Origin of the sequence: Geomonas azotofigens, from assembly GCF_018919395.1 — a bacterium.
Lineage (GTDB): Bacteria > Desulfobacterota > Desulfuromonadia > Geobacterales > Geobacteraceae > Geomonas > Geomonas azotofigens.
This window is the reverse complement of the sequence record NZ_JAHLME010000005.1, coordinates 36,426-61,486: the sequence shown is the minus strand read 5'-3', so window position 1 is coordinate 61,486 and position 25,061 is coordinate 36,426. Positions and strand designations below refer to the sequence as shown.

Here is a 25,061-nt window from a genome sequence, read left to right as displayed (position 1 = left end):
GGTATGAGTTCGATGGGGATGGTGCAGCGACTGCGGTGCGGTGGAAAAAAGGGGGGGGGCAGGGTCCCGGCCGTGGCGCCGTCCTTCGTCCTGGCGCTTTGCCTCGTCGTTTGCTGGCGCGACGACGCCCGCGCGCTCTCCGTCTTCGCCGTCCGCGACTTCTACCATTCGGTCGGGGGCGGGTACAACATCAGCAACTCCAAGGCGGTCAGCCGCGACTTCTCCAGCAGCCAAACCACCCAGGAATCGATCGAGGACTACAACGCCGGCTTCGCCTACTATCTCGTCTCTCCGCTGCTTTTGAAGGGGCAGTCGTCCTTCGATCTCGAGTGGCAGCAAAACGGGACCAACGACGAACTGGGCGACCGGAAAACGTCCCAGTTCCAGGTGCACTACAACATCTTCGGCCAGCTGCTGCCCCTGTCGGCCATGCCGGCCGCGTTCAGCGCCGCCTCGAGCCGGCAGACCATCTCGCCCCCCTTTAGCCCCTCCTACCAGTCGGAAACGGACATCCGCACCGCCCATCTCTCGGTCCAGAACAAGTACGTCCCGGCGTCGATGAGCTTCACCCAGCAGACGCAGCAGACCAGCGGCCTCGCCGTCAACACGAGGCAATCAAGCGACAGCCTGAGCTTCAACGCGGTCCCCGACCTGCAGGAGTTCGGCAAGATCACCCTGGCCGCGAGCCTCGCCAAGAGCGATTCGAGCGTGCTGCGAGGTGCCGCCGGGGGGGAGAGCAGGACCGGCATGGTGCAGGCGGGGTACCAGGGGGAATGGCACACCGACGCCGGCCTGGCGCGCCACCTCACCCTGAACAGCTCCTTGCAGCAGACCGCCGGGATCTACACCCTCGACAGTTCCAGCCTCAACGGTTTCCTGGGGTGGCAGTTCGGCAAGAAGCTCGACGGCAGTGTCAGCGCCTTCAGCAGCAAGAACCGCTCGGAGTCGGCTTCCAGCGACAACCGCGGCGTGTCGGCGCAACTGCAGCAGACGCTGATGGGGAGTCTCACCACGGGGGTGAGCGTCTCCGCCACCAGCGAGGAGTTCGACCGGGGCAGCAACAACTCCTACAACGCCGGCCTGTCCTTCAGCTACCGCAAGAAACTCCCCGAGGCGAGCGCCTTCAGCGCGTCGTACTCCTACGGCAAGGGGCTTTTGGAGCGCAACGGCGACGTCGCCACGGTCAGCGTCCTGAACGAACAGTGGACCATCCCGGCCGACCTCTTGCGGCACATCACCCTCGCGCACCCAAGCTTCGACCCCGCCACGCTCGAGGTGAAGGGGGCCCAGTCGCTGCTCACCTACCCGGCGTCGTACTACAAGGTGGTCGCCGACGGCATCGAGCTCCTCAACACCTTTCCCGGCGACACCGACGTGCTCATCTCCTACAGCTACCGCCAGGACCCCGGCATCTCCACCGTTTCAACCAGCCACGGCTTCAACAGCGCGCTCGACCTGTACGGCAGCAAGTACCGCATCTACCTCAACGCGCACATGTCCGACACGAGCCTGCGCAAGGGGGACGCCACCGGCCTCACCCTCACCGAAACCCGTCACGTCGACACCGGGGCGACGGCGAGACTCAAGCGCCACACCCTCTCGGCGGAAACCGGGTACGACAAGGGGTACGCCGGCGACGTCTACTACCTGAGCACCTCCTGGCGCTACGGCGGTCCCTTCGCCTACGGCGACCTCACCCTGTCGGCGGCCGACCGCTGGAGCACCCTCTCCTCCGACTCGGGAGCGTCGTTCTGGTCCAACAGCGCCACCTTGCAGAGCTCGTACCGGCGCGCCTTCGGCAGGCTCCTCGGCAGTTTCACCGCCAACTACGCCAACGTCCTGCTCCAGGGGGGGGCGATGTCGCACAGCACCAACCTCGGGGCCAACGTGGAGGGGAAGTTCGGCAAGTTGTCGGCGGTGCTCAACTCCAACCTCTCCTGGACCTACTCCGGCGCGGGGTGGTCGGTCGGCGAGGGTATCGGCATCTCCCTCAGGAGGTCGTTTTGATCGCATCGGCAAAGAGCATGAAATGGTTCCTCTCCCGCATGGTGTTCGTGCTGCTTCTTAGCGGTATCTGCCTGCCGCTGGCCTGCTGCGTGGCCCCCAAGGGTGGGCAGGTGCGCAGCCGGGTCTGGCCGCCGGGACCAAACCCCGCCCGCATCGTCTGGACCGGCGCGGCCAGGGCGCCCCAGGACCTGGAGATCACCCCCGGCTTCTGGGAGGGGATCTGGCGCAGGGTCGCCGGTGACCAGCAGGAGGGACTCTCCCGCCCCTACGGCGTCCACGCCGACTGCCGGCAACGCATCCTGGTGGTCGACCCGCTCAAGAAGGGGGTGCACCTCTTCGACCGCGACCAGAAGCGCTACTACTTCATCGGGGGGGGCGGCCCCTTCAGGCACCCGATCGGCGTCACCGAGGACGAGGACAACGTCGCCTACGTCACCGACGCCGCGGCGGGCGCCGTGTACCGGTTCAACCTGGGCGAGCGCGTGCCGACCCCCTTCGTGGAGGGGCTGAAACGGCCGACCGGCATCGTCTACAACCCGCGCAACAAGCTCATCTACGTGACCGACACGCTGGCGGGGGAGGTGGTGGGGTACGACCGCAAGGGGAAGGAGGCGCTCCGTTTCGGGCGGATCGGCAGCGGCAAGGGGGAATTCAACCTCCCCACCGACCTGGCCGTCGACACCGAGGGGAGGATCTACGTCACCGATCCCCTGAACGCCCGCATCCAGATCTTCACCAGCGCCGGGGGGTACCTGAAGCAGTTCGGGGAAGCCGGCGACACCCCCGGCTATTTCGGCAAGGCCAAGGGGATCGCGGTCAACAGCGAGGGGCACATCTACGTCTGCGACGCCATGTACGACCGGATCCAGGTCTTCGACTTCCAGGGGAGGCTCCTGCTCACCTTCGGCACGACCGGCAGCGGGCAGGGGGAGTTCTGGATGCCGTCGGGCATCGCCATCGACAAGGACGACAACATCTACATCGCCGACACCTTCAACAACCGCATCCAGCTTTTGGGGTACGTATGGCTGGATTGACGGGCGGCAGAGGAAACAAGGACATGGTCGCCACCAACTCGACGAGATCCCTGACACGCTGGGGTCTTTTGCTACTCGTGACGCTCCTGCCCGGAGTCGCCCTGGCGGCCGGGGAGGGGATCCTCCATACCAGGCACAACCTCTCGGTGAGCGGGCCCGGGCCGATCAAGGCCGAGTCCGAGGTGCAGGTCTGCATCTTCTGCCACACCCCGCACCATGCCAGCGACGTGAAGCCGCTCTGGAGCCGCCCCGAGGTGCGCACCCACTACGACGTCTACTCCTCGTCGACCCGGTTCGCCAAGCCCGGGCAGCCGACCGGCTCCTCGAGGCTTTGCCTCTCCTGCCACGACGGCACCATCGCGGTCGGCTCCCTGATCAACAACGTCACCATCCCGATGGCCGGCGGCTTCACCACCATCCCCATCGATCGCCCCAGCAACCTGGGAGGAACCACGGGGAGCGACCTCACCAACGATCATCCCGTCTCGTTCCGGTACGATACCGACCTCGCCACCCGCGACACCCGCCTGCGGCTGCCGTCGCAACTGGACCCCAAGCTGAAGCTGGACCCGGGGCAGAACATCCAGTGCACCACCTGCCACAACCCCCACGCCGACCCCTACGGCAAGTTCCTGGTGATGAACAACGCCGGGTCGGCGCTCTGCACCGCCTGCCACCTGGTCGACGGCTGGAGCGGTTCCGTGCACGCCACCAACGTGTCGACCGCGGTCAAGGGGTGCGGCAACTGCCACGTCCCGCACAACGCCAAGGCGCCGCAACGGCTCATGAAGGAGTACCCCGAGGAGCAGGTCTGCTTCCCCTGCCACTCGGCCGGCGGGGTGGGGGCCGACATCCAGGACGTCATGGCCCTGAACTACCGGCACCGCGTCGCCGACACGGCGGGGGTGCATGATGAGGCGGAAAATACGCTGAGCTTCCAAAAACACGCGGAGTGCGAGGACTGCCACAACCCCCACGCCCCGCAGTACACGGGGGCCTCGGCCCCGGTGGTGGTGGGCGCCCTGGCGGGGGTGAAGGGGATTTCCCTGGCCGGCGAGGTGAAGACCAAGGCGGACTACGAGTACGAGATCTGTTTCAAGTGCCACGCGGACAAGGCCTTCGCCGGGACCTCGATCACCCGCCAGGTGGACACGCTCAACACCCGCTTCGAGTTCTCGCTCGACGCCCCCTCGTTCCACCCGGTGGAAGGGCCGGGCAAGGGGGGCGACGTGCCGAGCCTGCGCACCGACCTCGGGCTGAGCAGCTCCAGCGTCATCTACTGCTCGGACTGCCACGGCAGCGACCAGAGCCGGAAAGGGGGGGGGACCGGCCCCAACGGGCCCCATGGCTCGAGCTACAAGCACCTCCTGCTCAGAAACTACGACACCGACTTCTATCCCCAAAGCTACAGCGACGCCAACTACGCCCTGTGCTTCCGCTGCCACTACCAGCAGCGGCTCTTCGACGCGACCTCGCCGTTCTCGGTGACCGCCACCGGGCTCTCCCTGCACAACGTCCACGTGGTGCAGCAGGGGGTTCCCTGCTTCATCTGCCACGACCCGCACGGGGTGAGCCGGGTCAACGGCGGCAGCGAGCAGCATAACGCGCACCTCATCAACTTCGCCACCAACTTCGGCATCGTGGCCAGCTACGACTCGACCGCCACCCCCAAGAACTGCACCTCCAACTGCCACTCGTCCAACCCCAGAAGCTACGGTCCGGGCGCTCCCGCCGGCCGCGTCCTTCCCAGAACGAAAAAGCCCGCGCTGCGCCCCTTCTAGGGAGCGCCGCGCGGGCCCTTTACGCCACGCCTCGTCCGAGGCTACTGGATGACCACGGTGTTGTCGGCCGCCGAGTAGTCGAGCACGACGTCGTTGTCATCGAAGCTCACGCTCATCTGGAACACCTGCTGCGCGCCCCCCTGCGCCACGGCCTGCAACGGCGGGGCGGTCCAGTACTGCCAGGTCTGCGCCGCCCCCCCCGTTTGTCCCAGCGCCCTTCTCTGCACCGCGTTGGGCACCCCGATCTTTTCCAGGATCTCCTTCTGGGTTGTCTTCCCCTTCACGATCACCTCTTTGGCCCACGCCACCGAGAGCTTGCGCTCGCTTTTTTGAGCTTCGACCTTGGCGTTTTGCGCCGGGGCGTGCGCGCAGGCACCCAGCAGCAGCAACGCCAGCACCAGAGACATCTTTTTCATCTGCGACTCCTCCTGTAGATTCGAAATGCCGGAACTTGAATATGCAAATATTCAGCCGGAAAAGGGGGCGACGTGGTTACGGCTGGTTAGCGGCCTGGCCTTGACCCGTGGCGGCGCCGGCCGTGGGTCTTTTCCCCCAGCTAGGTTATATCACCCCGCGGCATGCCCCACCGCCCCGGCGCGGTTCGCCCCGCCCCTGGGGCGTTCACCCCAGGGGCGCTGGGGGGGGCGGCTCACCCCGGGGAAGCTCCCGCCATTGCTCGCCGCGCGTGGCAGTAAGCCGGAAATGGTCTTGTGATTCAAGCTGTTTGCCGCCCCGCCGCGGCGCCGGCTCCCCTCCCTTCGCCACCGTGACGACCAGATTAATTACGCGATTTGAATATATTGGTACCGCTATTGCTAAAGGTTGTTACGGCTCTCTAAAACTCGTTGTGGCTTCACCGCGGTACCCCGCACCCCTGCACCCCCCGAAAAACGCAGGAAGGACGGGTGGAAGATGTGATGAAGGTTGTCAAATTCAATCAAAAAAGGAACCACTCATGAAGAGAACGAAAAAGATCAGTTCGCTTCTGACGGTTACAGCAGCGGCGGCAGGGGTTGCCATGGGCGCGAGCATCGCCATGGCAGCGCACCCGCCGGTCCAGCTGTACACCTACGAAGAAGTGGCTCAGCAGATGGGCTTCCCGAAAGCACCGGTCATGGTCGACCGGGTGACCAAGCAGGGCATGCCCTACTCCCCGAAGCAGACCTGCTTCGGCGACCAGAACGGCGTCGCCTGCCACGGCACCACCCAGGACGGCGCGAGCGCCAAGCTCAAAGTCGACTACGACGGCATCTCCAAGCACGCCTACCACGCCGCCCTCGGTTTCAACGAGTGGATGGACAACTCCAAGAGCGGCCTGTTCGTGAGCACCGGCACCGCCGACCTGGTACCCGCGGGTACCCAGACCGGCCTCGCCGCCAACAAGCCCTGGGTCCAGTCCCACGGGCACAACGGCAAGTGGTGACCGCCTTCTCTCCGCCAGGTGGCGGATTATCAGAAAGACAGCACCGGTCATCACATCAACTACATGAATTCTGGCGCCAACGCCTTTGAGAACTTCCGCCTCGGCGGCAACAACTACCCGAAGGTCGACATGTCCCTGTGGGACCAGGCGACCATGTGCGCCACCTGCCACGTGGGCGGCGTCTTCTACGAGCAGGACAGGGAAGGGAACCGTCTCCCCGCCAAGACCATGGCTGACTGGGGTCCGTCCATCATGGACAACACCCAGCCGCCGGCGAGCCTGAACCCGATCACCGCCACCGTCTGGGAGAACTACGACCCCGCGACCGGCAAGGACCAGTCCTTCGTCACCATGTCCCCGTGGGTCTACCCGGTCTACATGGGTCGCGGCGGCGCGCCCGACCCGACCCTGCCGGGCGGCGGACCGATGACGGTTCCCAACGGCTGGGGCGTCAACGCCACCATGGCCAACCCCAACGGCGGCTCCAGCTACACCGTGGTCAACAAGCAGCTCATGATGCCCAACGTGAAGGAGATGGACTGCCTCTTCTGCCACCTGAAGGGTTACGACAACGTCATGGCCTCGGTCATGGTCCAGGCCGGCTCCCTCTCGGCCACCCCGACCACCGGCGCCGGTCTCTTCGACATGTTCTCGCTCTCCCAGACCTTCATGGGGTATGACCCGAACAACGGCAAGACCTCCTTCGTCAAGATCAGCGACACCCCGATGGGCGGCATGCTGGGCCAGATGGGCTTCGCGAGCTACTCCTCGCACGAGCTGGTCTTCCTGACCGCCAAGGTCACCGACAACATCAAAGGGAAGCCCGACGAGAACAACTGCCACCAGTGCCACGCCACCAAGACCCTCAAGAACTTCCCCGAGATGTTCGGCGTCACCGGCGGCAGCACCGGCTTCCTCTCCTCCGCCCCGATGGTGTACGACCCGGCTTACGGCGTCGGCCCCCTGGGCAAGAGGATGGTCAACTACGACATCAACTCCCCGTTCATGCAGACCGGCACCTCCCCGAAAATCACCGCCGACAACTTCATGAACTTCATGATGCCGGGCCTCACCTACCTGCAGGCCAACGGTCCGTCTCCGTTCAACACCCTGGGCGACGGCGAGCTGGGCGGCGGCAACATGGCCATGACCGGTCCGCTGTACTACTACACCATGACCGGCCAGGCCGACCAGAACACCCTGAAGAAGTCCACCATGCCGTTCCCCCGCGCCGAGTGGTTCAAGCGCGGTGACGCATGGCAGGCCGGCCAGGACGTTCACGGCAACTTCGGTTGCGCCGGCTGCCACTTCACCGGCAACTCGACCGACAAGAACATGTGCGACCCGGCCCGCGGTTTCGACGCGGCCTCGACCATCCAGGACGGCCTGCCGGCCTTCAAGGAGCGTCAGCCCGTCATCGAGGGTGGCGACGTAGCCGCCACCATCAAAAAGCACGACACCCGCAACACCATCAAGCGTTGCGAGTTCTGCCACGTGACCGGTACCGACTACCAGGGCAACCCGATCGAAACCTTCGGCGCACCCAACCCGAACACCGCTCACGCCAACGCCGGCCTGCTCGCCAACATCAACCAGATGGTTGACAAGATGGGTCTGCACGGCGACTTCGGCGGCAAAGGCGTGCCCAGGGAGTCCAACTTCACCTCCCAGGAGAACGGCACCACCGCCGGCGGCACCATCCTGAGCCGCGGTAACCACCTCGACGTCATGGACTGCACCGTCTGCCACGTGAACAAGGTGAGCATGGCGGTCCGTTCGCTGGACGCCTCCTCCGGCATGCGCTTCCCGGCCATCGTCGGTACCGACCCCTCCAGGGGTATGCTCGGTCTCTTCGAGGACCCGACCGGCATGGGTGCCGATGTCACCAAAATGGGCGGCAAGCTCCAGAACTGGAAACCGGTGGCCATGTGGCAGCCGTACGGCAACATGGAACTGCCGCTGTCCATGGGCAACACCCCGAAAAACGACTTGAAGTTCCGTCGCAAGCTGTACCTCACCAACCCGATCACCGCCGTGCTCTGGAACAACGAGAGCGGCTCCGTCGACGCCAACGGCGACGGCGTGCCGGGCGGCCTGCTCATCGGCGACGACCCGGTCACCGGCCAGCCGACCGCCGAGACCAAGCCGTCCCTCAAAGGCTACCGCGACATCTTCACCGGCGACGTCCCGGACGCGAACAACACCTCCGGCTTCGAGAAGCCGATCTTCGACCCGTGGGCCATGCGTGACCTGAAGTCCGGCTTCAACTTCGTCCCGGGTCCGCTCTCCGTCATCTCCACAGGCTTCGGCGGCTTCGGCACCCCGGCCGGCAAGACCGACCCGACCGGCGGCGCCTACCAGAGCCTCTACGGTCCGAACGGCATGTTCGCCAACGACAACTGGAAGTACGCCTCCGTCTGGAGCGGCGCGGTCGTCTTCACCGAGCCGGACCAGATCCGCGGCTACAAGGCCTACCGTACCGCCATCAAGGACGCCACCGACGGCAAGTCCTGGGACGGCACCACCCTGACCCTGATCGGCGCTCCGTTCATGGTCACCCACGGCGTGAAGTCCGTTTCCACCTACGTCAAGGGTAAATCCTGCGCCGATTGCCACGCTGCTGGCGCCGGCTTCTTCAAGGGCAGCTTCGACATGATCGGCCCCGCCCTGCCGTCCACCCAGACCTACGACCCGAGCACCTACCCGACCGTCGACACCTTCGGCAACCTCGTTGTCGATGCGGCCACCGGCGAGCCGGTGCGCCCGGCCGCCAAAGGGTGGACCATCGAGGGCGACCAGGGCAACATGATGATGCGTCCGCTTGAGCCGGTCCGCATCAAGGCCTACAAGGGCGACCTCACCGGCTACTTCGAGGGTTACAACAAACTCGGCCAGCCGCGCGAGATCAACTTCGTCCACGACGTCAACGTGGCGGGCACCGAGTACAGCTACGCCTCCACCGTGGACCGCTCCGAGATCCTCTACCCCGAGGAAGACGGCGCGATCTACTACAAGGTCGGCCAGGTCAACGCCGACGGTTCCGTCAACGGCGGCGCCCCGCTCGACGGCGCAGCGTACGCGACCTACCTCGAGACCGGCATCGATACCAACCTCGCCAACTACGGTATCGGCATCGCTCCGCAGGCCGTCATCAACACCCCGCTCGCCGACGACGACGCGGTCCAGCTCGGCGTCCAGTGGGCGACCGGCGTGGACCACGCCGTGACCGCCAAGGTTGCCCAGGTCGACGGCAGCAACAACCCGGTGGGCACCGTGGCCTACACCTGGACCACCAGCGACCCGGCCGCCGTCATCACCAACGCCAACTCCAGAACCGACGCGAAGGTGAAGTTCACCACCACCGGCAGCAAGACCGTAACCCTCACCGTCGTCGACGAGGAAGGCAAGACCAGCAGCACCTACGTCACGGTCAACGCCATCGTACCGCCGGTAACCATCGCCTGGGACCACGCCCTGCGCACTGCCACCTTCTCGAACCTCCCGAGTGGCACCAACCAGGTCAAGGTCTACTGGGGCGACGGCGGGACCACCACCAAGACCAGCGGCGTCACCAGCCCGCTGAGCCTGAACCATACCTACACCACCACCACCCAGAAGGTCATCAAGATCTACTGCTACAACTCGGGTGTCCAGGTAGGCTACATGCAGGCGACCATCACGCCGTAACGATGCGTCGGTAAGATGATGTGCATTCGCCCGGGGGGGAAACCTCCCGGGCTTTTTTAAATGAACGCTGAAATGGAGCAGGGAGTAAGCCGGAATCGATGGTTAACCGCAGCCGCATCACGAAAGAAAACCAGGAGGATGCATGAAGATTAACCTAGCCATTATCGCTGCACTCATTTCGACGTTGGCGCTCAGCGGGGCGCCCCCGGCGCACGCGGCCCACCCAAAGCCCGGGGAGACCGGCACCAGGGGGATGCAGTTCAATCCCGCCATGGTCGGCATCCCGCTTTTGGACTACTTCAACGACTCCCCCATCAAGCCGACCGGCGCCCCCGTTTCCGGCCGCTACCTGGGACTCCCCCCGTTCAGCATCAAGGCGAGCTGCAACCTGTGCCATTTCGACATCGTCGCCAACGAGAACATGAACCGGCACGCGACCATGTCCTTCAACAAGCTGCCCCTGTCACCGTACGGCTACGGCTACGACAAGGAGCGCCCATGGGTGTCCGGTCCCGGCAAGTTCGGCAACTGGTCCCCCATCTACAACCGCCAGCTGGGCAACATGAACGCGACCTACTCGTCCCCGTCGCAGCTCTTGCAAAAGCTCGACATGGGGGCCTTCGAGTTCGTCACCGAGTGCGGCGTCTGCCACGTCGGCGGCGGCCCCGGCACCTCAAACCCCTACAGTTTCACCTTCCCGTGGCGCGTGAGCGACTACTTCGGCCGCGACCGCGGGCCCGGCGGGGTGCACAACAACCTCGACAACGATCAGCGCAACCTCTCCATCGCCAACGACTACACCTTCCCGCTGCCGCTCTCCAGTCCGTACTACCCGCGTCGCGTCCCCCTGAACCCGTGGGACTTCTTCGTCAGCTCCGACGGGGCGGTGAAGACGGTGGACTGGGCCATGTGGGGGATGAACGGCACGCTGCAGATGGACTGCCTCATGTGCCACCTCGAGGGGTACGATCACCTCGCGCGCAACCAGGAGATCGTGCGTGACAGCCGCCTCTACAACGCGGGAACCCTCGGCTCGGGGCTGGCGGTCCTGAACCCCGGCGAGGGAGACGGCTTCAACATGGATTACGACGCCGCGCAGCTGAACCTCGGCAGCGACGGCACCCTCTACCTCGGTTTCGCCTTCACCGACCGGATCAGCAGGTACCCCAAGGCGGGCAACTGCGTGCACTGCCACATGCCCACGGTGACCAAGGGGCAGAACGTGGCGAACTGGAAGAACTTCTTCTATTCCTATGACGCGATCCCCTCGGACGACCCCGCCAACCCGGGGAACGTGAGGCCTGCGCGCTACTTGAGCGACCTCGTGAAGCGCGGCGACATCTGGAACCAGGACGAGCTGCACAACGGTCTGCAGTGCGCGGGATGCCACTCGGCCACCGGCAAGTTCCAGGCGTACAACCCGAACCTCCCCAACTACATGCACAGCCCCGGGAAAGGGTACGATCCCATGAGCGGCACCGCGGACGACTTCGGCGGCACCGTGAAGTTCTGCTACGACTGCCATACCCTGCGCGGCGACCTCGACGGGGACGGCAGGGCCGACATCGACACCTTCTCGGCCCCCTCTCCCGACGGTGCCCACGCCGGTGCCGGCCTCATGCTCACCATCGTCCCGGGCGCCCGCCGCATCGACGCCAGCGGCGCCGAGGTCGAGTTCACCGGCAGCCACCTCGATGTCATCTCCTGCACCGCCTGCCACATCCAGAAGCGCTACGCCGCGGCCCGCTCCGTCGATTACAGTACCGGCGCCCAGTTCTTCAACTTCGTGGGGAACCCGCTGGACCAGCCCGGCGCCGGCCAGACGGTCGACCTCCTCTACAGCTGGAAGGAGACCACGCCGCAGCGGACCCTCGCCGACGGCAAGCCCAACCCGCTCTGGCGCCGGCTCATCTACCCCTTCAACTACGTCACCGGCATCTACTGGAACAACGTCGGCAGCAAGGACGCCAACGGGGACGGCTTCACCACCGGCATGAGCAATAACGGCAAGGTGGTCTCCGGCGACCCCTTCTTCCTCAGGAACGTGAAGGAGAACTTCACCTTCGGGGTGAACGCCGACAACAACCGCGTGCCGGTGGCGCTGACCGGGACGGCGGCCTTCGACGCGCAGGCGGTGAAGAACCAGGACGGGGCGGTCATGTTCACCCGTCCGGCCGAGATCGAGGCCTACAAGGCGAAGGTTACCGGCAAGGACGCCGGCTTCGTCCCGCAGCTGGTCCTCGAGTCCGAGCCCTACCTGGTCATGCACAACGTGGTCCCCATGGCGAGCTTCGCCCTGGGGCGGCGCACCATCGACGCCGCCGGCAAGACCGTCTATGGCTGCTCGGACTGCCACGGCGGCGCCGCCGGGGTGTTCAACGGCAAGGTCAACATGATCGGCAAAGGGAAGCTCCCCGACGGCTCCGCGGCCGCGGTGACGGTCTCCTACAACGGCGCCGCCGACGTGGCGACCAAGGCCCTTTACTGGGACAAAAACGGCGTGAAGAAGACCCTCGCCTACGCCGATACGGGCGCCTCCCCCAAAAAGACCCGCGAGCCCGACCGCTGGGAGTTCCTGGGGTACGACGCCGCGCGCGTCGCGGCGCTCAACCTGCCGCAAAGCCCGGCCAACTACGGCATGGGGGTCACGCCGGTGGCGACCATCAACCCGGTCGCCGACGCCGACGCCACCGTGGTCGGCACCCAGGTGGTGGCCGGGGCGCCCCTGGCGCTCTCCTGCCCGCCGGGACAGTACCTCGACGCCAACGGCAACGGCAGGTACGACGCCGGCGAGAAGACGGTGGGGACGGTGCTCTACTCCTGGAGCAGCACCGACACCGGCGCCGTCGTGACCGGCGCCGCCACCCAGACCCCCTCGATCACCTTCGCCACCCTGGGGCCCCAGACCATACGGCTGTCGGTCACCGACGAGGAGGGAATCACGGTGGCCAACACCGCCTCGGTCACGGTCATCGTCCCTCCCATAGCCATCGCCTGGAACCACAGCACCAAGACCGCCACCTTCAGCAGCCTCCCGGTCGGGACCAGCGCCGTCAAGGTCTACTGGGGTGACGGAGGGAGCACGACGCTGTCAAGCGGCGTGGTCGCCCCCTTGTCGCTCGTCCACAGCTACACCACGACCACCGACAAGATCATCAAGATCTACTGCTACAATTCCAGCGGCACACAGTTGGGCTACATGCAAAAGAGCATCACTCCGTAACGACCACCGTGAGAGCCCGGAGGGTATCGACTCCGGGCTCTCAATTCCCGCGCTTTTTGATGTTGATTGAGGCGGCGCGATACGATAAGCTGCTGCCGCCCCGGCCTTTCACCCGCGGTTACCAGAGAGGAAAGACAGTGAAGACCGATCTCTTTGCCAGTATCGTCGCCAATCTCTCCGACGGCATCTACGTGATCCAGCACGACAGGGCGATTTTCCTGAACCAGCGCTTCGGCGAGATCTTCGGCTACCGGGATCATGAGAGCCTGATCGGCTGCGACATGTTCGGCACGGTGTACCCGGACTGGCAAAGCGTCGACCTGTTCCGCAAGGTCCACGAGCAGCTTTTGTCCGGCAACTACGAGAAGATCTCCTGGGGGCAGCCCTCGGCCAAGGTGGACGGCACCCCGTTCTGGATCGAGGTGGAGGCGCGCCTCATCGAGGTGCAGGGGGAGCCGGCCGTGTTCGGCACCTTCCTGGACCGCACCGACTGCAAGCTGATCGGCGAGGCGATGCACGCCTCCCAGGAGACGCTGCGCCTGTTGCTCGACGCCATGGAGGACCGGGTCTACGTGGTCACCGACGACTACCGCCTGGTCTACGCCAACCGCAAGATGAAGGCGGCCCTGCGCGGCGAGATGGAAAAGGAATACTGCTACAAGCTCTGCCGGGGGCTGGACGTGCCGTGCGAGGACTGTTCCACCGACCACGTCTTCATCTCGGAGCGCCCCATGCAGAAGGAGTACTTCAACCAGCTCGCCCAGTGCTGGTACTCGGTCATCGAGCTTCCCGTCCGGATGCCCGGCATCGACCGCCCGACGAAACTCGCCGTGGCCCGCGACATAACCGAGCGCAAGGAGGCCGAGGAGAAGGTCAGGGCCCTGTCGCACCGGCTCATCAACGTCCAGGAGGACGAGAGAAAGCACCTCTCCCGCGAGCTGCACGACGACCTGGGGCAGCGCCTGAACGCCGCCAAGATCGCCGTTGACCTCCTGGCCCAGGACCTCTCCGGGGCTCCCGGGGACGTCGCGGCCCGCCTGGGGCAGCTCTCCCAGATGCTCAAGGGGGGAGTGGAGAGCGTGCGCCACCTGAGCGCGGGGTTGCGCCCCACCTCCCTGGAGCGGCTCGGGCTGGTGGAGGCGATCCGCACCGAGTGCGACCAGCTGGCCGCCCGGCACGGGGTGAAGGTCGATTTCACCCACAACGGCATGGAGGGGGTGCGGCTTTCCCAGGACGCCGAGATCAACCTGTACCGGGTGGTGCAGGAGGCGCTCAACAACGTGGTGAAGCACGCCGGGGCGAGCGAGGTGGGGATCCAGCTGGTGGCGTCCCACCCCATCGTGAGGATGCGCATCCGGGACAACGGCACCGGCTTCGATCCCGCCTCCTGCAAGGGGAAGCGCTGCGACGGCCTCGGGCTCGTGGGGATGGCGGAGCGGGTGGAGCTGTTGCACGGCTCCTTCAAGATCCACTCCAACCCCGGCATGGGGACCCGCCTCACCGTGGAGATACCGATCGCCGAGGAGGCCCAGGCCGAGCCGGCGCGAAAATAACGCCCCGGGGGAGCTTGATCCGCCGCGGGGATGAACTGTGATGCAATGAGGAGGGGAAATGGCAGCGAAGAGCCGAGTGATCATCGTGGATGACCATCCACTGTTCCGTGACGGTCTGAAGAGCCTGATCGCCAGGAGCAGCAAGTACGAAACCGTCGGCGAGGCCGGCAGCGGCGAGGAGGCCCTGCGCCTGGCGCAGGAGCTCAAGCCCGACCTGATGACCATGGACGTCTCCCTGCCGGACATGAGCGGCATCGAGGCGACCAGGAAGATCGTCCAGTCGGTCCCCTCGGTCAAGATCCTGATGCTCAGCATGTACCAGAACCTCGAGTACGCCACCGACTCCTTCAAGGCCGGCGCGCGCGGCTACATCGTCAAGGAGGCGACCAGCGACCGGCTCATCGAGGCCATGGACGCGCTCTCCCAGGGGGAGCACTTCCTGGACGGGCAGCTCTCCGGCGACATGGTGATCAGGCACCTGAGCGGGCAGGGGAAGGACGGCGGCGTCCAGGACGCGCGCTACGCACTTCTTTCGGCCCGGGAGCAGCAGGTGATGCGCCTGGTGGCCGAGGGAGGCTCCTCCCGCAGCATCGCCGACCAGCTCCAGGTGAGCGCCAAGACCGTGGAGAACCACCGTACCAACCTGATGAAAAAGCTGGACGTGCACAGCCGCATCGAACTGGTGCGCTACGCCGCGCGGCTGGGCCTCATCGACCTGGAACAGTGGAAGTGACCGACCCCTGCTGGGGCAAACACCCCACCTGGCCTCCCGGTGGTGGGGTGTTTGCCCCAGTTTAGCGCCCCGTTTTCATCCCCCTTGATTCCCCGTCCTGCGGACTCTTCCGCGTAACCACTCGTCATCGCTTCCTTTTTTAGTATAAGTCCGACACCCCAAGGCATGGGTACACTTCCTGCTACTTCCCGGGAAAGCTTCGGCTCTCTACCGTTCCCGCGGAAGTCACGCACCGCACCCCGGTTCCCCCACCGGGGAACCCCGCGTGCTTGCTATCGATCGCCCCTCACCGCGCGACCTGCAATGGCAAAGATCTTTCAAGGAGGCTACCAATGCACCACTCGAGGAAGAAGGTCGTGAAGTCGGCCGCCGTCTCTTCCGCAGTCCTGTTAGGGCTCGCGGCGGGAACGGCGCTGGCCGCCACCAGCGACCACACCAACATCATCCTTAAAGACTGGCAGGGCCAGGAGATCGCTCGTCCGCTGGACGGCTCCGCCGCCCCCGCCTACAGCGTAAAGCAGACCTGCTTCGGCACCAACAACGGGGTTGCCTGCCACGGTAACAGCACCGTCGGCAACGCCAAGTTCAGCTACGACGACATCGAAAGGCACAGCTACCACACCCAGCTGGGCGCCAACGAGTTCAAGGGCTTCAACCCGGCCAACCCCGACGCGTTCAACCCCTACACCAACGCCGGTGACAAGTGGCGTCCGGGCGCGGGCCCCCAGGGCAAGAACTGGGTGCAGAGCCCCGGCCACTTCGGGAGCTGGTGACCGCCTTCCGCTCGCCAGTTGGCGAGAGCATACAAAGATGGCGCAGGCGCAAGCTACGACGGCACCACCAACCAGTTCGTGACGGTTCCCTTCGGCAGCGTCCTGGTCGATTCGACCAACCCCGGCGCCGGCCAGCAGGCCAACCCCACCGGCAAGTTCTTCGAGATCTTCTCCTTCGGTGCCGACAGCGGCGCCGGCCAGGCCGCCTATAAGCAGAAGGTCGACAACTCCAACGCGGGCGTGATGCGCGACTGCGCCGAGTGCCACGTCGGCGGCGGCATGAACGAGTACGCCTACGCCAACATGCCGAGCGCCGCCTACGATCCGGCATCCCGCACCTCGCTGCGCAGCTTCGACTTCGGCACCGCCGTCACCGCCTGGAACTACTTCATCGATATCTTCAACCCGGACGTGTCCAAGCGCGGCGATGTCGTCAAGCAGGACTACGCCCAGACCGGCGTCCTCGAGATGGACTGCCTCATGTGCCACCAGACCGGCTACGACTGGGCGGCCCGCAAGGAAGCCGTGCGCAAGGGCGAGTTCGACGCCTCCCGCGCCGTCGGCGCCAAGCTGGTCAACTCCGTCGCCAGCGGCACCCAGGTCTTCTACAACTACACCACCGTCAAGACCAACGCCTCCGGCAAGCTCTACGTCGACCTGAGCGCCAGCCTGAACAGCAAGCCGGCCTCCAGCAACTGCTCCTCCTGCCACCAGTCGCAGTACAACGTCGACTGGAAAAAGCGCGGCGAGCAGTGGCTGGAAGGGCAGGAAGTCCACTACAGCCTGGGCTGCATGGCCTGCCACCAGAGAAAGGACGTCGCCAACCCGCAGGTCGGCACTTCCGGCCTGGTCACCGAGACCAAGCTCGGTCTGTGCGACCCGGCCAAGGGTGGCGCCTCCGATTTCGACGCCATGTGGAACAAGCTCGACACGGTCGCCTTCAAGCACTGCACCGACTGCCACGAGCCGACCGGCACCCCGACCTGGCCCACCTACGGCGCGCCCAACTCCGCTTCCATGCACGCCGCCAAGGGGCTGACCGCCAAGATCGCCTACGACAAAAACGGCGCTCCGGCCAGCCACATGGACATCATGGACTGCACCGCCTGCCACATCAGCAAGGAGTTTGACGGCGGCGCCATGGTTGACGGCACCGGCGCCGACGCCGAAGGACGCGTGGCGCTGCACGACGAGCCGCAGGTCGCCCGCGACATGGCCGGCACCGCCGGCAATGCCCTGTACTGGAACAACGGCAAGCTCTACGGCGCGAACCTGCTCACTTCCTCGTTCCTGCGCGACATGAACGGCATGGATGCCGCCAACGGCGGCCTGGACGCCAACAACGACGGCCGTAACGCCGGCATGGACACCCTGCTGCAGACCCACATCAACGACCTGAACAACGCCGCGGGCGCCAAGGCCGTGACCATGGAGCAAAACGCGGACGGCAGCTGGGTCAACGAGACCGAGATGACCTCCCTCTACGCCAGGGTCAACGGCGACAACCTCGGCACCGCCTCCACCGGCACCGGCACCTACCCGGGCGGCCTGAAGCAGCTTCTCGGCGTCAGCGACCCCACCAACACCTACAAGCTGATTCCCAAGATGTCGTTCCTCATGGTCCCCTTCAAGGCGAGCCACAACATCGCCCCGATCAAGAAGATGGCATGGGGTAAAGGTGGCTGCACCGACTGCCACGGCGCCAACAAAGGGTTCTACAACGGCGCCTACCCGATCCTGGGCAACATGAGCGGCGTGGACACCACCGGCAAGAACAAGTTCCGCTTCTACTCCAACCAGGTCACCACCTTCACCAAGGTCAACGGCCTGGCCGACACCACCGACTCGCACCCGAGCGTCGTCACCAAGAAGGGGGACAGGACCGTTCCGGTCACCCTGCTGACCAGGTTCGACGGCCCGTACGTGAACAACACCGCCGCCGCGGATAACCAGACCCTGCGCAACATCGACAGGAGCGAGGTGATCTACGAGGCGAACTTCCAGACCCGCGACACCGCCTGGTACACCACCATCGCCGGTTCCGCCCCGGCCGCGGTCTGCTCCGGCCCGACCAGCCCGTTCTTCTGCGCCACCCCGACCGGCGTTCCCGCCCAGGATGCCGTCAAGTCCAAGGCGACCTCCACCAAGGGGTGGCTGATCAAGGTCGAGGTCCGTCCGGCCGGCGACACCAACGTGGGGCACATCACCTTCCGCAGCGCACAGCTGGGCAAGGACAACGCCACCAGCATGGCCGAGGTACTGGCCGCCCTGCCGGCGAGCTTCACCACCAACTCCGACTTCACCGTCACCGAGGCTGGCGGCGCGCTCACCATCACCGCGGCCGCGGGCAAGGAGATCCGCATCTCGCCGCAGACCGACTCCGCCCCGCTGGGGCTGAAAGGGAAGGTCTACAAGGCCGACCCGATCGTGCGCGGCGCCAACAGCTACGCCACCCGCGACGCCTATGTCGGCTACCTGAACGCCCTGTCCACCAACGTGTCCGACTACGGCATCGGCATCGCGCCGCAGGCGGTCATCAACACCCCGCTTGCCGACGACGACGCGGCCCAGATGGGGGTACAGTGGGCAACCGGCGCCGACCACGCCGTCACCGCGGCACTAGCCCAGGTCGACGCCGGCAACAACCCGGTCGGTACCGTCACCTACACCTGGAGCACCAACGACGCCGCTGCCGTCATCACCAACGCCAACTCCCGGACCGACGCCAAGGTGAAGTTCACCACCACCGGCAGCAAGACCGTCACCCTCACCGTCGTCGACGAGGAAGGCAAGACGGCCAGCACCTACGTCACGGTGAACGCCATCGTGCCGCCGGTATCCATCGCCTGGGACCACGCCCTGCGCAAAGCCACCTTCTCGAACCTTCCGAGTGGCACCAACCAGGTCAAGGTCTACTGGGGCGACGGCGGGACCACCACCCTGACCAGCGGCGTCACCGACCCGCTGACCCTGAACCATACCTACACCACCACCACGCAGAAGATCATCAAGATCTACTGCTTCAACTCCGGTGTCCAGGTAGGGTACATGCAGGCCACCATCACCCCCTAACGGGGTAAGCTGAACCTTGCTTCATGTTGGCCCGGAGGAGCGATCCTCCGGGCCTTTTTTTACTTGACCATATCCGGTTTTGCGGATATGGTTCCCGCATGGAAAACCTCGCCCTGCTGTTCCAATCCCTGGACGACCAGACCCGCCTGCGCCTTTTGGCGCTCCTGCTGCAAGGCGGAGAGCTTTGCGTCTGCGACCTGGTGGCCGCCCTGCAACTCCCCCAGTCGACCGTCTCCCGCCAGCTTTCCATCCTGAAGCATGCGGGATGGCTCAAGGGGAGAAGGATGGGGGCCTGGAACCACTACTCGATCAACGCGTCGCTGGAGCCGGTGCAGCAGTTCCTGGTCCCGGTGCTGCGCACCTTCCTCCTGGTCACCGACACGGCCCGTGCGGACCTTGTGCGGCTCCGGGAGCTGAGGGACGGTTCCTGCTGTGCCGAGGTTGAATCCGAAAAAACGAATATGACGGGGCGTGCCCCCGCTGGAGGTGACGCGTGAGCGACGAGATCAAGACGCGCCGGTTCAAGAAGGTCGAGGTGAAGCAGCCGGCTCCCTCCTCCTGCGCGCCACAAACCGGCGCCAACCCCGATGCGCCCCCCTGCTGAGGCCCTCCCACCTCCGCCGGCGGCGGAGAGATCAGCGAAAAAGTCCCCGGTTTCCTGGGGTGGATTCCGGCCGGCAGCGGCCGGGCAGCGCGGATCAGCGGGAGCCTGACCTGGAGCGACCACCTGGGCGCCTGCCTCGCGCGCTGGGGCATCAACAGGATGACCTTCATGGTCCCCCCCGGCCTCTACGCCGTCGGTGAGCCCGATGCCGAGGCGCCGGTCGTGGTGACCGCCAACTACAAGATGAGCTACGACATCGTGCGCCGGGCGCTCTCCGGCCGCGACGTCTGGCTCCTGGTCCTGGAGACCTACGGCATCAACGTCTGGTGCGCGGCGGGGAAGGGGACCTTCGGCACCGGCGAGCTGGTGCGCCGCATCGCGGCGAGCGGGCTCGCCCAGGTGGTGAGCCACCGGCGTCTCATCCTTCCCATCCTGGGTGCGGCCGGCGTGGCGGCGCACCGGGTCAGGCAAAGAAGCGGCTTCGAGGTGGTCTACGCCACCGTGCGCGCCGACGACCTTCCCGCGTACCTGGACCAGGGTGCGGCGACCCCCGCCATGCGCGAGCTCCGCTTCACCTGGTACGACCGCCTGGTGCTGGTCCCGGTGGAACTGGTCCTGGCGGCCAAGCCGGTGGCCCCGGCGACGGCGCTCATCTACCTCGCGGCCCGGCTGTTGTGGGGGGCGGATGCCGCGGCCGCCGCCGCCCTCTCCGTTTTGGGGGCGGTCTTCACCGGCATCGCGGTCGGCCCCGTTTTGTTGCCGCTGCTGCCGGGGCGGAGCTTCGCGATCAAGGGGGCGGTTGCGGGGGGGCTCTACTGCGCGCTCCTCTATGCCCTCGCCGGCGGGGCGAACTGGGGAGGGGCGGCGACGCTCGCGTCCTTTCTGGCGCTTCCGGCGGTTTCCTCCTTCTACACCCTCAACTTCACCGGCTGCACCACCTACACGTCGAAGTCCGGGGTGAAGAAAGAGATGCGCCTGGGACTGCCGATCATGGCGGGCGCCCTCGGCGCCGCGCTCATCGTCGTTATCGCCGGCCGCTTTCTGGCCTGAGGGAGGAGCATATGAAAGGTTTCCGATATCTGGCCGGGGTGGCCACGCTGGAGCTCGAAAGCTCCCTTTGTGTCGGATGCGGCAGGTGCGTCGAGGTCTGCCCGCACCAGGTGTTCCGCATGGCGCAAAAGCGGGCCGTCGTGGCGGACCGCGACGCCTGCATGGAGTGCGGCGCCTGCGCGCTCAACTGCCCCGCCGCCGCCCTGAAGGTCGATGCCGGGGTCGGCTGCGCCAGCGGCCTCATCCACGAGTGGCTCAGGGAACGCAAGATTCCCGGCTTCAACGGCGGGGGGGGGTGCTGCGGGTAGGCCTGGACGCCTTGACTATCAAACCACGTCTGTTAAAACCTCCTAATGCGCGAAGGGGGCCGCGAAAAGGAGGCAGACATGCAAGAGAAGCAGATGGTGAAAATCAGTTCCTGCAACGTAACGCAGTGCGCCTACAACAAGCACAACTCCTGTCACACGCTCGCCATCACGGTCGGGGGGGCTGACGACGCCTGCCCCGAGTGCGACACCTTCCTGCAGGGGAGCCAGAGGGGGGGGATCATCGACGTCCAGGGGGGCATCGGCGCCTGCAAGGTGGAGAACTGCAGCTACAACCGGTCCCTCGAGTGCACGGCTCCCGCCGTCGACGTCGGCATGCACGAGTCTCATCCCGACTGCTTCACCTACAAACCCAGATAACCCGTCGCCGCTTCACCATTCCCCACAAAAATGCAGCCCCCTTCCGCAGCGAGACATACCGACTCCCGCCCCCGCCCCGGGCGGGTTCGACATTCGGCGGCCATCGTGTATCTTTTACCAGTTCGACTTCGATCGGGAGGGACTACAGATGCCGAGCCAGGTGTACGTCGACCAACGAGTCTGCATAGGGTGCGGGCTCTGCGTGAGCATTCTGCCCGAGGTGTTCCGTCTGAACGGGGACGGGGTCTCGGAGGTGCAGGGGCAGGGGGGCGGAGACAGCGAGAAGATCCAACAGGCCATTGACAGCTGCCCGGTCAACTGTATCAGTTGGCGCTGAAGTCGGCGCCGGGGAGGGGCGATGAGTTCCGAAATGAACGACGAGAGGTTGCGGGAGCTTTCCGAGAGCAACTACGTCATGCTGAAGGAGGTCTACTGCATGTCCCAGCAGTTGAAGGGGCTGGTGGACCGGCTGCTGGTAAGCTACCTGAAGCAGGGGATCGTTGAGGAGATGGACACCGTGATGGCGATCAAGCTGACCTCCGATCGCCTGTACGACGAACTGGAGCGCTACCTCCGTCCGGAGTGCGACCCCGACAGCGCCTACGATCCCGCCAGGGCGGAGAGCAGTGAGCCAAAACCATTGGCCTTGGAGAAAATCTGAGGACTTCGGAGAAGGACGAAAAACGTGGAAGCAAACGCCGCTACCCCTTCTTCTGTTTTTGACGTCTCAGATTTCCTCAGATAGTTTTCCGTGGCCAATGGTTTTGATTCCTGTCTGAAACGAAGAAGCCCGCCGTTGCCGGCGGGCTTCTTCGTTTCCCGCTGCGGATGCGGCGCTAGAGCTCCTTCATGTTGCTGAACTCGCTCCAGGCCAGGAAGGTTTTCGGATCTTCCACGAAGGAGTAGATGTTGGTGACTTTTTGCAGGTGGCGGCGTTCCTCCTCGGCCAGCAAGAGCAGACCCTTGCGGGTCATCTCGTCCGTCGCCGCCGAGGCCAGTTCCTCATAGAAGCGGATGTCCTGCTCGTCGTTGCCCACCGCGAACCGGTACAGGTTCGGGTCCCGATCGGTTTCCTCCAGCAGCTCTTTCTGGCTGAGCAGCGGTCTGAACCTGCACAGGTTGCCGTTCAGTCCTTCCAGTGTGGCTCCCTGCATCCTCTTTCTGAGTCTTCTCAGTCTCCTTTGATGTTCCTCTTCGGACGCGGCAAGCATGGAGAAGAGCGTCTTCATCTCCGGCTCCATAGCTTCGGCCTCCAGTCCCTCATAGTATGCCTTGGTTTCTTCCTCTATCTTTATGGCGCAATCGAAAACGTTCATGGTGTCCCCCTTGCTGTCAGGCAAAGCGTGAGTCACAGGCACCTCTCGTGCCGATGCTTAAATTATAACAAAATGCCGATCGCAAAAGATACTTAGCATTCTCTCAACACCTTCAACGCTAGACGCGGAGCCGCCAAAGGCACAAAGAGAAACAGAAACGTTTCCCCTTTCATGTTTTTACTGTATCCGTTGTTTCCGCTGTCTGCGCGCCTTTGCGTTACAAAAACGGCTTGAACGCGAAGACGCGGAGTCGCCAAGAAGTACGGCAACGCACATTCAATGCGTTCATCGCTTTTCGGTCGTCGCGTCTTCGCGCCGTGGCGCCGTGGCGCCTTCGCGTTGAGCCTTTTGGGGCCTGTTTACGCTCTGGAAAAATCTGCCGGATTCGGTTATTGTTCTTCTCCCATCAATGGGATGACTCTCGCGGAGGTGCCGCCTGCCTGTCTTCACCGGACAACTTTTCGCCATGCTTTCCGCGGCGCTTTTCGGCGTGTCCCCGGTCTTTTGCAAGATGCTCATCGGGGACATGTCGCCGGCCCTGCTCGCCGGACTGCTCTACCTCGGCTCGGGCCTTGGCCTGCAGGCGCTGCTCCTGGTCCAGGGGAAGAGCTCCCGCGCGGAGTTGCGCCTGCTTTCTCCCGGGCACAGGTGGAAGCTGGTCGGCGCCGTCATCTCCGGCGGCATCGTCGCTCCCCTTTGCCTCGCCTTCGGCATCAAGTACGGCACCGCCTCCGAGGTCTCCCTGCTCCTCAACCTGGAGACGGTGGCCACTACACTGATCGCCTGGCTGGTGTTCCGGGAGTACATCGGTCCCTACGTCTGGTCCGGGAAGGTGCTCATCCTGGTGGGGGCCGGCCTCGTGGTGCTGAGGGCTCAAGGAGGGCTCTCCTTCTCGCTGTCCGGACTTCTGGTGGTGGTCGCCTGCGTCTTCTGGGGCATCGACAACAACCTGACCCGGGACGTGGACGAGATTTCCTCGACGGTGCTCGCCTCGGTGAAAGGGCTCGCGGCGGGGCTTTTCTCCATCGTCCTGGCTCTTTTGTTCACCGCGGGGGGCGCGTCGCCGGGGCAGATCGCCGGGGCGCTCGCCGTAGGCGCCCTGAGCTACGGTCTCAGCCTTGTTCTGTTCGTGGAAGCCCTGCGCCAGATCGGCGCCGCCCGGACCGCGACTTTCTTCGCGGTAGGCCCCTTTTTCGGGACGCTGCTCTCGGTGGCGCTATTGGGCGAGCGCCCACCCGCTCCCTACTGGATCGCCACCGCGCTGATGCTGGCCGGCATCCTGCTCCTCTACGTGGAGGTCCACGGCCATCGTCACAGCCACGAGGAACTCTCCCATGCCCACCTGCACCGTCACGACGACCATCACGAACACGAGCACCTGGAAGGGGAGGGGACGGAGCCGCACGACCATTTTCACGTGCACCGGCCGGTCACCCATTCCCACGTTCATTGGCCCGACCAGCACCACCGGCACGAGCACTAGCCGCCGGTGTCATAACTACCGTTACCAGCAGGAGGTTTGACAATGGCAGAAGAAAAAAAGGAGCCCTGGCTCAACTATCTCGCACTCACCACCGTGGTCCTCGCCGTCTGCGCCACGCTGGCCACCTTCAAGGGGGGCGGCTTCTCCACGAGGTCGGTCCTGGCGCAGAACCAGGCCTCCGACCAGTGGGCCTTTTACCAGGCCAAGAGCATCAAGCAATCCCTGGCCGAGATGGAGCAGGGGCAGTTGGAGCGCGAGCTCCTGAGAACCGGCGGGAAGCAGGTAGGCGCCGCCCTGGAGGCCAGGGTCCAGGCGCTTAAAGGCAAGATCGCCAAGTACGACCAGGAGAAGGCCAAGATCCAGGATGAAGCCAAGAAGCTCGAGAAGGACAGGGATGACGCGCAGCGCCATGGCCGCCCCTTCGGGCTCGCGGTGATCTTCCTGCAGATCGCCATCCTGCTCTCCTCGATCGCCGCGTTATTGAAGAAGAAGGCGATCTGGGTCGCCGGCCTCGCCGTCGGCATCTGCGGGCTGGTCCAGTTCGCCAACGGGTTCCTCCTCTTCATGTAACCCGGGCGTCCAGCTCAAACGAAGAAAGGGGACGCAGCCCGCGCTGCGTCCCCTTTTTTATGT

The 25,061-nt window shown here is 65.1% G+C and carries 20 protein-coding genes; 18 read left to right on the top strand and 2 right to left on the bottom strand.

What is annotated here, in order from left to right:
* The first annotated feature begins 3 nt into the window (after positions 1–3).
* The 3 genes from KOL99_RS16505 to KOL99_RS16495 are packed head-to-tail and all read left to right on the top strand — an operon-like array spanning position 4 to position 4,825.
* Positions 4–2,007, top strand: a complete 2,004-nt coding sequence (locus KOL99_RS16505; protein ID WP_216511569.1) for a hypothetical protein — start codon at positions 4–6, stop codon at positions 2,005–2,007.
* Positions 2,004–3,044 (top strand): 6-bladed beta-propeller, encoded by a 1,041-nt coding sequence (locus tag KOL99_RS16500; protein ID WP_236026347.1) that lies wholly within the window; start codon positions 2,004–2,006, stop codon positions 3,042–3,044. The genes KOL99_RS16505 and KOL99_RS16500 overlap by 4 nt, the downstream gene beginning before the upstream one ends.
* On the top strand, positions 3,032–4,825 hold the full coding sequence (locus tag KOL99_RS16495) for a cytochrome c3 family protein (RefSeq protein WP_216511568.1): 1,794 nt from the start codon (positions 3,032–3,034) through the stop codon (positions 4,823–4,825). Before KOL99_RS16500 ends, KOL99_RS16495 begins: the two co-directional genes overlap by 13 nt.
* A gap of 41 nt (positions 4,826–4,866) precedes the next feature.
* On the opposite strand, the gene KOL99_RS16490 is transcribed toward KOL99_RS16495, so the two are convergent.
* A complete protein-coding gene (locus KOL99_RS16490; protein ID WP_216511567.1) occupies positions 4,867–5,241 on the bottom strand; it encodes a hypothetical protein in 375 nt (124 codons plus the stop codon).
* Positions 5,242–5,780: 539 nt separating this feature from the next.
* Here KOL99_RS16490 and KOL99_RS16485 point away from each other — a divergent pair.
* The 13 genes from KOL99_RS16485 to KOL99_RS16425 all read left to right on the top strand — a co-directional run bounded on the left by KOL99_RS16485 (position 5,781) and on the right by KOL99_RS16425 (position 22,290).
* Positions 5,781–6,248 carry a cytochrome C gene (locus KOL99_RS16485; RefSeq protein ID WP_216511566.1) on the top strand — a complete coding sequence of 156 codons (468 nt, stop codon included), beginning with the start codon at positions 5,781–5,783 and terminating at the stop codon, positions 6,246–6,248.
* Between the two features lie 63 nt (positions 6,249–6,311).
* A complete protein-coding gene (locus tag KOL99_RS16480) occupies positions 6,312–9,935 on the top strand; it encodes a hypothetical protein (protein ID WP_216511565.1) in 3,624 nt (1,207 codons plus the stop codon).
* A 142-nt stretch (positions 9,936–10,077) separates the two neighbouring features.
* Positions 10,078–13,158 carry a hypothetical protein gene (locus KOL99_RS16475; protein ID WP_216511564.1) on the top strand — a complete coding sequence of 1,027 codons (3,081 nt, stop codon included), beginning with the start codon at positions 10,078–10,080 and terminating at the stop codon, positions 13,156–13,158.
* A 137-nt stretch (positions 13,159–13,295) separates the two neighbouring features.
* Entirely contained in the window at positions 13,296–14,711 is a 1,416-nt protein-coding gene (locus tag KOL99_RS16470; RefSeq protein ID WP_216511563.1) for a PAS domain-containing sensor histidine kinase, read from the top strand.
* Positions 14,712–14,769: 58 nt separating this feature from the next.
* Positions 14,770–15,444, top strand: a complete 675-nt coding sequence (locus KOL99_RS16465; RefSeq protein ID WP_216511562.1) for a response regulator — start codon at positions 14,770–14,772, stop codon at positions 15,442–15,444.
* 332 nt (positions 15,445–15,776) lie between these two features.
* Entirely contained in the window at positions 15,777–16,217 is a 441-nt protein-coding gene (locus tag KOL99_RS16460) for a cytochrome C (protein WP_216511561.1), read from the top strand.
* An 18-nt stretch (positions 16,218–16,235) separates the two neighbouring features.
* Complete coding sequence (locus tag KOL99_RS16455) at positions 16,236–19,289, top strand: PKD domain-containing protein (RefSeq protein WP_216511560.1); 3,054 nt, start codon at positions 16,236–16,238, stop codon at positions 19,287–19,289.
* A gap of 98 nt (positions 19,290–19,387) precedes the next feature.
* On the top strand, positions 19,388–19,786 hold the full coding sequence (locus KOL99_RS16450) for an ArsR/SmtB family transcription factor (protein ID WP_216511559.1): 399 nt from the start codon (positions 19,388–19,390) through the stop codon (positions 19,784–19,786).
* A gap of 8 nt (positions 19,787–19,794) precedes the next feature.
* Positions 19,795–20,943, top strand: a complete 1,149-nt coding sequence (gene hgcA / locus KOL99_RS16445; protein ID WP_407931860.1) for a mercury methylation corrinoid protein HgcA — start codon at positions 19,795–19,797, stop codon at positions 20,941–20,943.
* Between the two features lie 11 nt (positions 20,944–20,954).
* A complete protein-coding gene (gene hgcB / locus KOL99_RS16440; protein ID WP_216511558.1) occupies positions 20,955–21,251 on the top strand; it encodes a mercury methylation ferredoxin HgcB in 297 nt (98 codons plus the stop codon).
* Positions 21,252–21,329: 78 nt separating this feature from the next.
* Entirely contained in the window at positions 21,330–21,629 is a 300-nt protein-coding gene (locus tag KOL99_RS16435) for a DUF1540 domain-containing protein (protein WP_216511557.1), read from the top strand.
* A gap of 148 nt (positions 21,630–21,777) precedes the next feature.
* Positions 21,778–21,966: a ferredoxin gene (locus KOL99_RS16430; protein WP_216511556.1), complete on the top strand. Its 189-nt coding sequence runs from the start codon at positions 21,778–21,780 to the stop codon at positions 21,964–21,966.
* 21 nt (positions 21,967–21,987) lie between these two features.
* Positions 21,988–22,290 carry a hypothetical protein gene (locus KOL99_RS16425; protein ID WP_216511555.1) on the top strand — a complete coding sequence of 101 codons (303 nt, stop codon included), beginning with the start codon at positions 21,988–21,990 and terminating at the stop codon, positions 22,288–22,290.
* Positions 22,291–22,465: 175 nt separating this feature from the next.
* Here the strand turns inward: KOL99_RS16425 and KOL99_RS16420 are convergent, their stop codons facing one another.
* Positions 22,466–22,945, bottom strand: a complete 480-nt coding sequence (locus KOL99_RS16420; protein ID WP_216511554.1) for a ferritin-like domain-containing protein — start codon at positions 22,943–22,945, stop codon at positions 22,466–22,468.
* Between the two features lie 436 nt (positions 22,946–23,381).
* Here KOL99_RS16420 and KOL99_RS16415 point away from each other — a divergent pair, with 436 nt between their 5' ends.
* Entirely contained in the window at positions 23,382–24,428 is a 1,047-nt protein-coding gene (locus KOL99_RS16415; RefSeq protein WP_268898953.1) for a DMT family transporter, read from the top strand.
* A gap of 42 nt (positions 24,429–24,470) precedes the next feature.
* A complete protein-coding gene (locus KOL99_RS16410; RefSeq protein ID WP_216511552.1) occupies positions 24,471–24,998 on the top strand; it encodes a DUF4337 domain-containing protein in 528 nt (175 codons plus the stop codon).
* Positions 24,999–25,061 lie beyond the last annotated feature (63 nt).

Coding starts and splice junctions, on each gene's coding strand:
- KOL99_RS16435 (WP_216511557.1), top strand. CDS start 21,330: ATGCAAGAGAAGCAGATGGTGAAAATCAGTTCCTGCAACGTAACGCAG.
- KOL99_RS16430 (WP_216511556.1), top strand. CDS start 21,778: ATGCCGAGCCAGGTGTACGTCGACCAACGAGTCTGCATAGGGTGCGGG.
- KOL99_RS16475 (WP_216511564.1), top strand. CDS start 10,078: ATGAAGATTAACCTAGCCATTATCGCTGCACTCATTTCGACGTTGGCG.
- KOL99_RS16490 (WP_216511567.1), bottom strand. CDS start 5,241: ATGAAAAAGATGTCTCTGGTGCTGGCGTTGCTGCTGCTGGGTGCCTGC.
- KOL99_RS16495 (WP_216511568.1), top strand. CDS start 3,032: ATGGCTGGATTGACGGGCGGCAGAGGAAACAAGGACATGGTCGCCACC.
- KOL99_RS16505 (WP_216511569.1), top strand. CDS start 4: ATGAGTTCGATGGGGATGGTGCAGCGACTGCGGTGCGGTGGAAAAAAG.
- KOL99_RS16420 (WP_216511554.1), bottom strand. CDS start 22,945: ATGAACGTTTTCGATTGCGCCATAAAGATAGAGGAAGAAACCAAGGCA.
- KOL99_RS16480 (WP_216511565.1), top strand. CDS start 6,312: ATGAATTCTGGCGCCAACGCCTTTGAGAACTTCCGCCTCGGCGGCAAC.
- KOL99_RS16425 (WP_216511555.1), top strand. CDS start 21,988: ATGAGTTCCGAAATGAACGACGAGAGGTTGCGGGAGCTTTCCGAGAGC.
- hgcB (WP_216511558.1), top strand. CDS start 20,955: ATGAAAGGTTTCCGATATCTGGCCGGGGTGGCCACGCTGGAGCTCGAA.
- KOL99_RS16465 (WP_216511562.1), top strand. CDS start 14,770: ATGGCAGCGAAGAGCCGAGTGATCATCGTGGATGACCATCCACTGTTC.
- KOL99_RS16460 (WP_216511561.1), top strand. CDS start 15,777: ATGCACCACTCGAGGAAGAAGGTCGTGAAGTCGGCCGCCGTCTCTTCC.
- KOL99_RS16410 (WP_216511552.1), top strand. CDS start 24,471: ATGGCAGAAGAAAAAAAGGAGCCCTGGCTCAACTATCTCGCACTCACC.
- KOL99_RS16450 (WP_216511559.1), top strand. CDS start 19,388: ATGGAAAACCTCGCCCTGCTGTTCCAATCCCTGGACGACCAGACCCGC.
- KOL99_RS16485 (WP_216511566.1), top strand. CDS start 5,781: ATGAAGAGAACGAAAAAGATCAGTTCGCTTCTGACGGTTACAGCAGCG.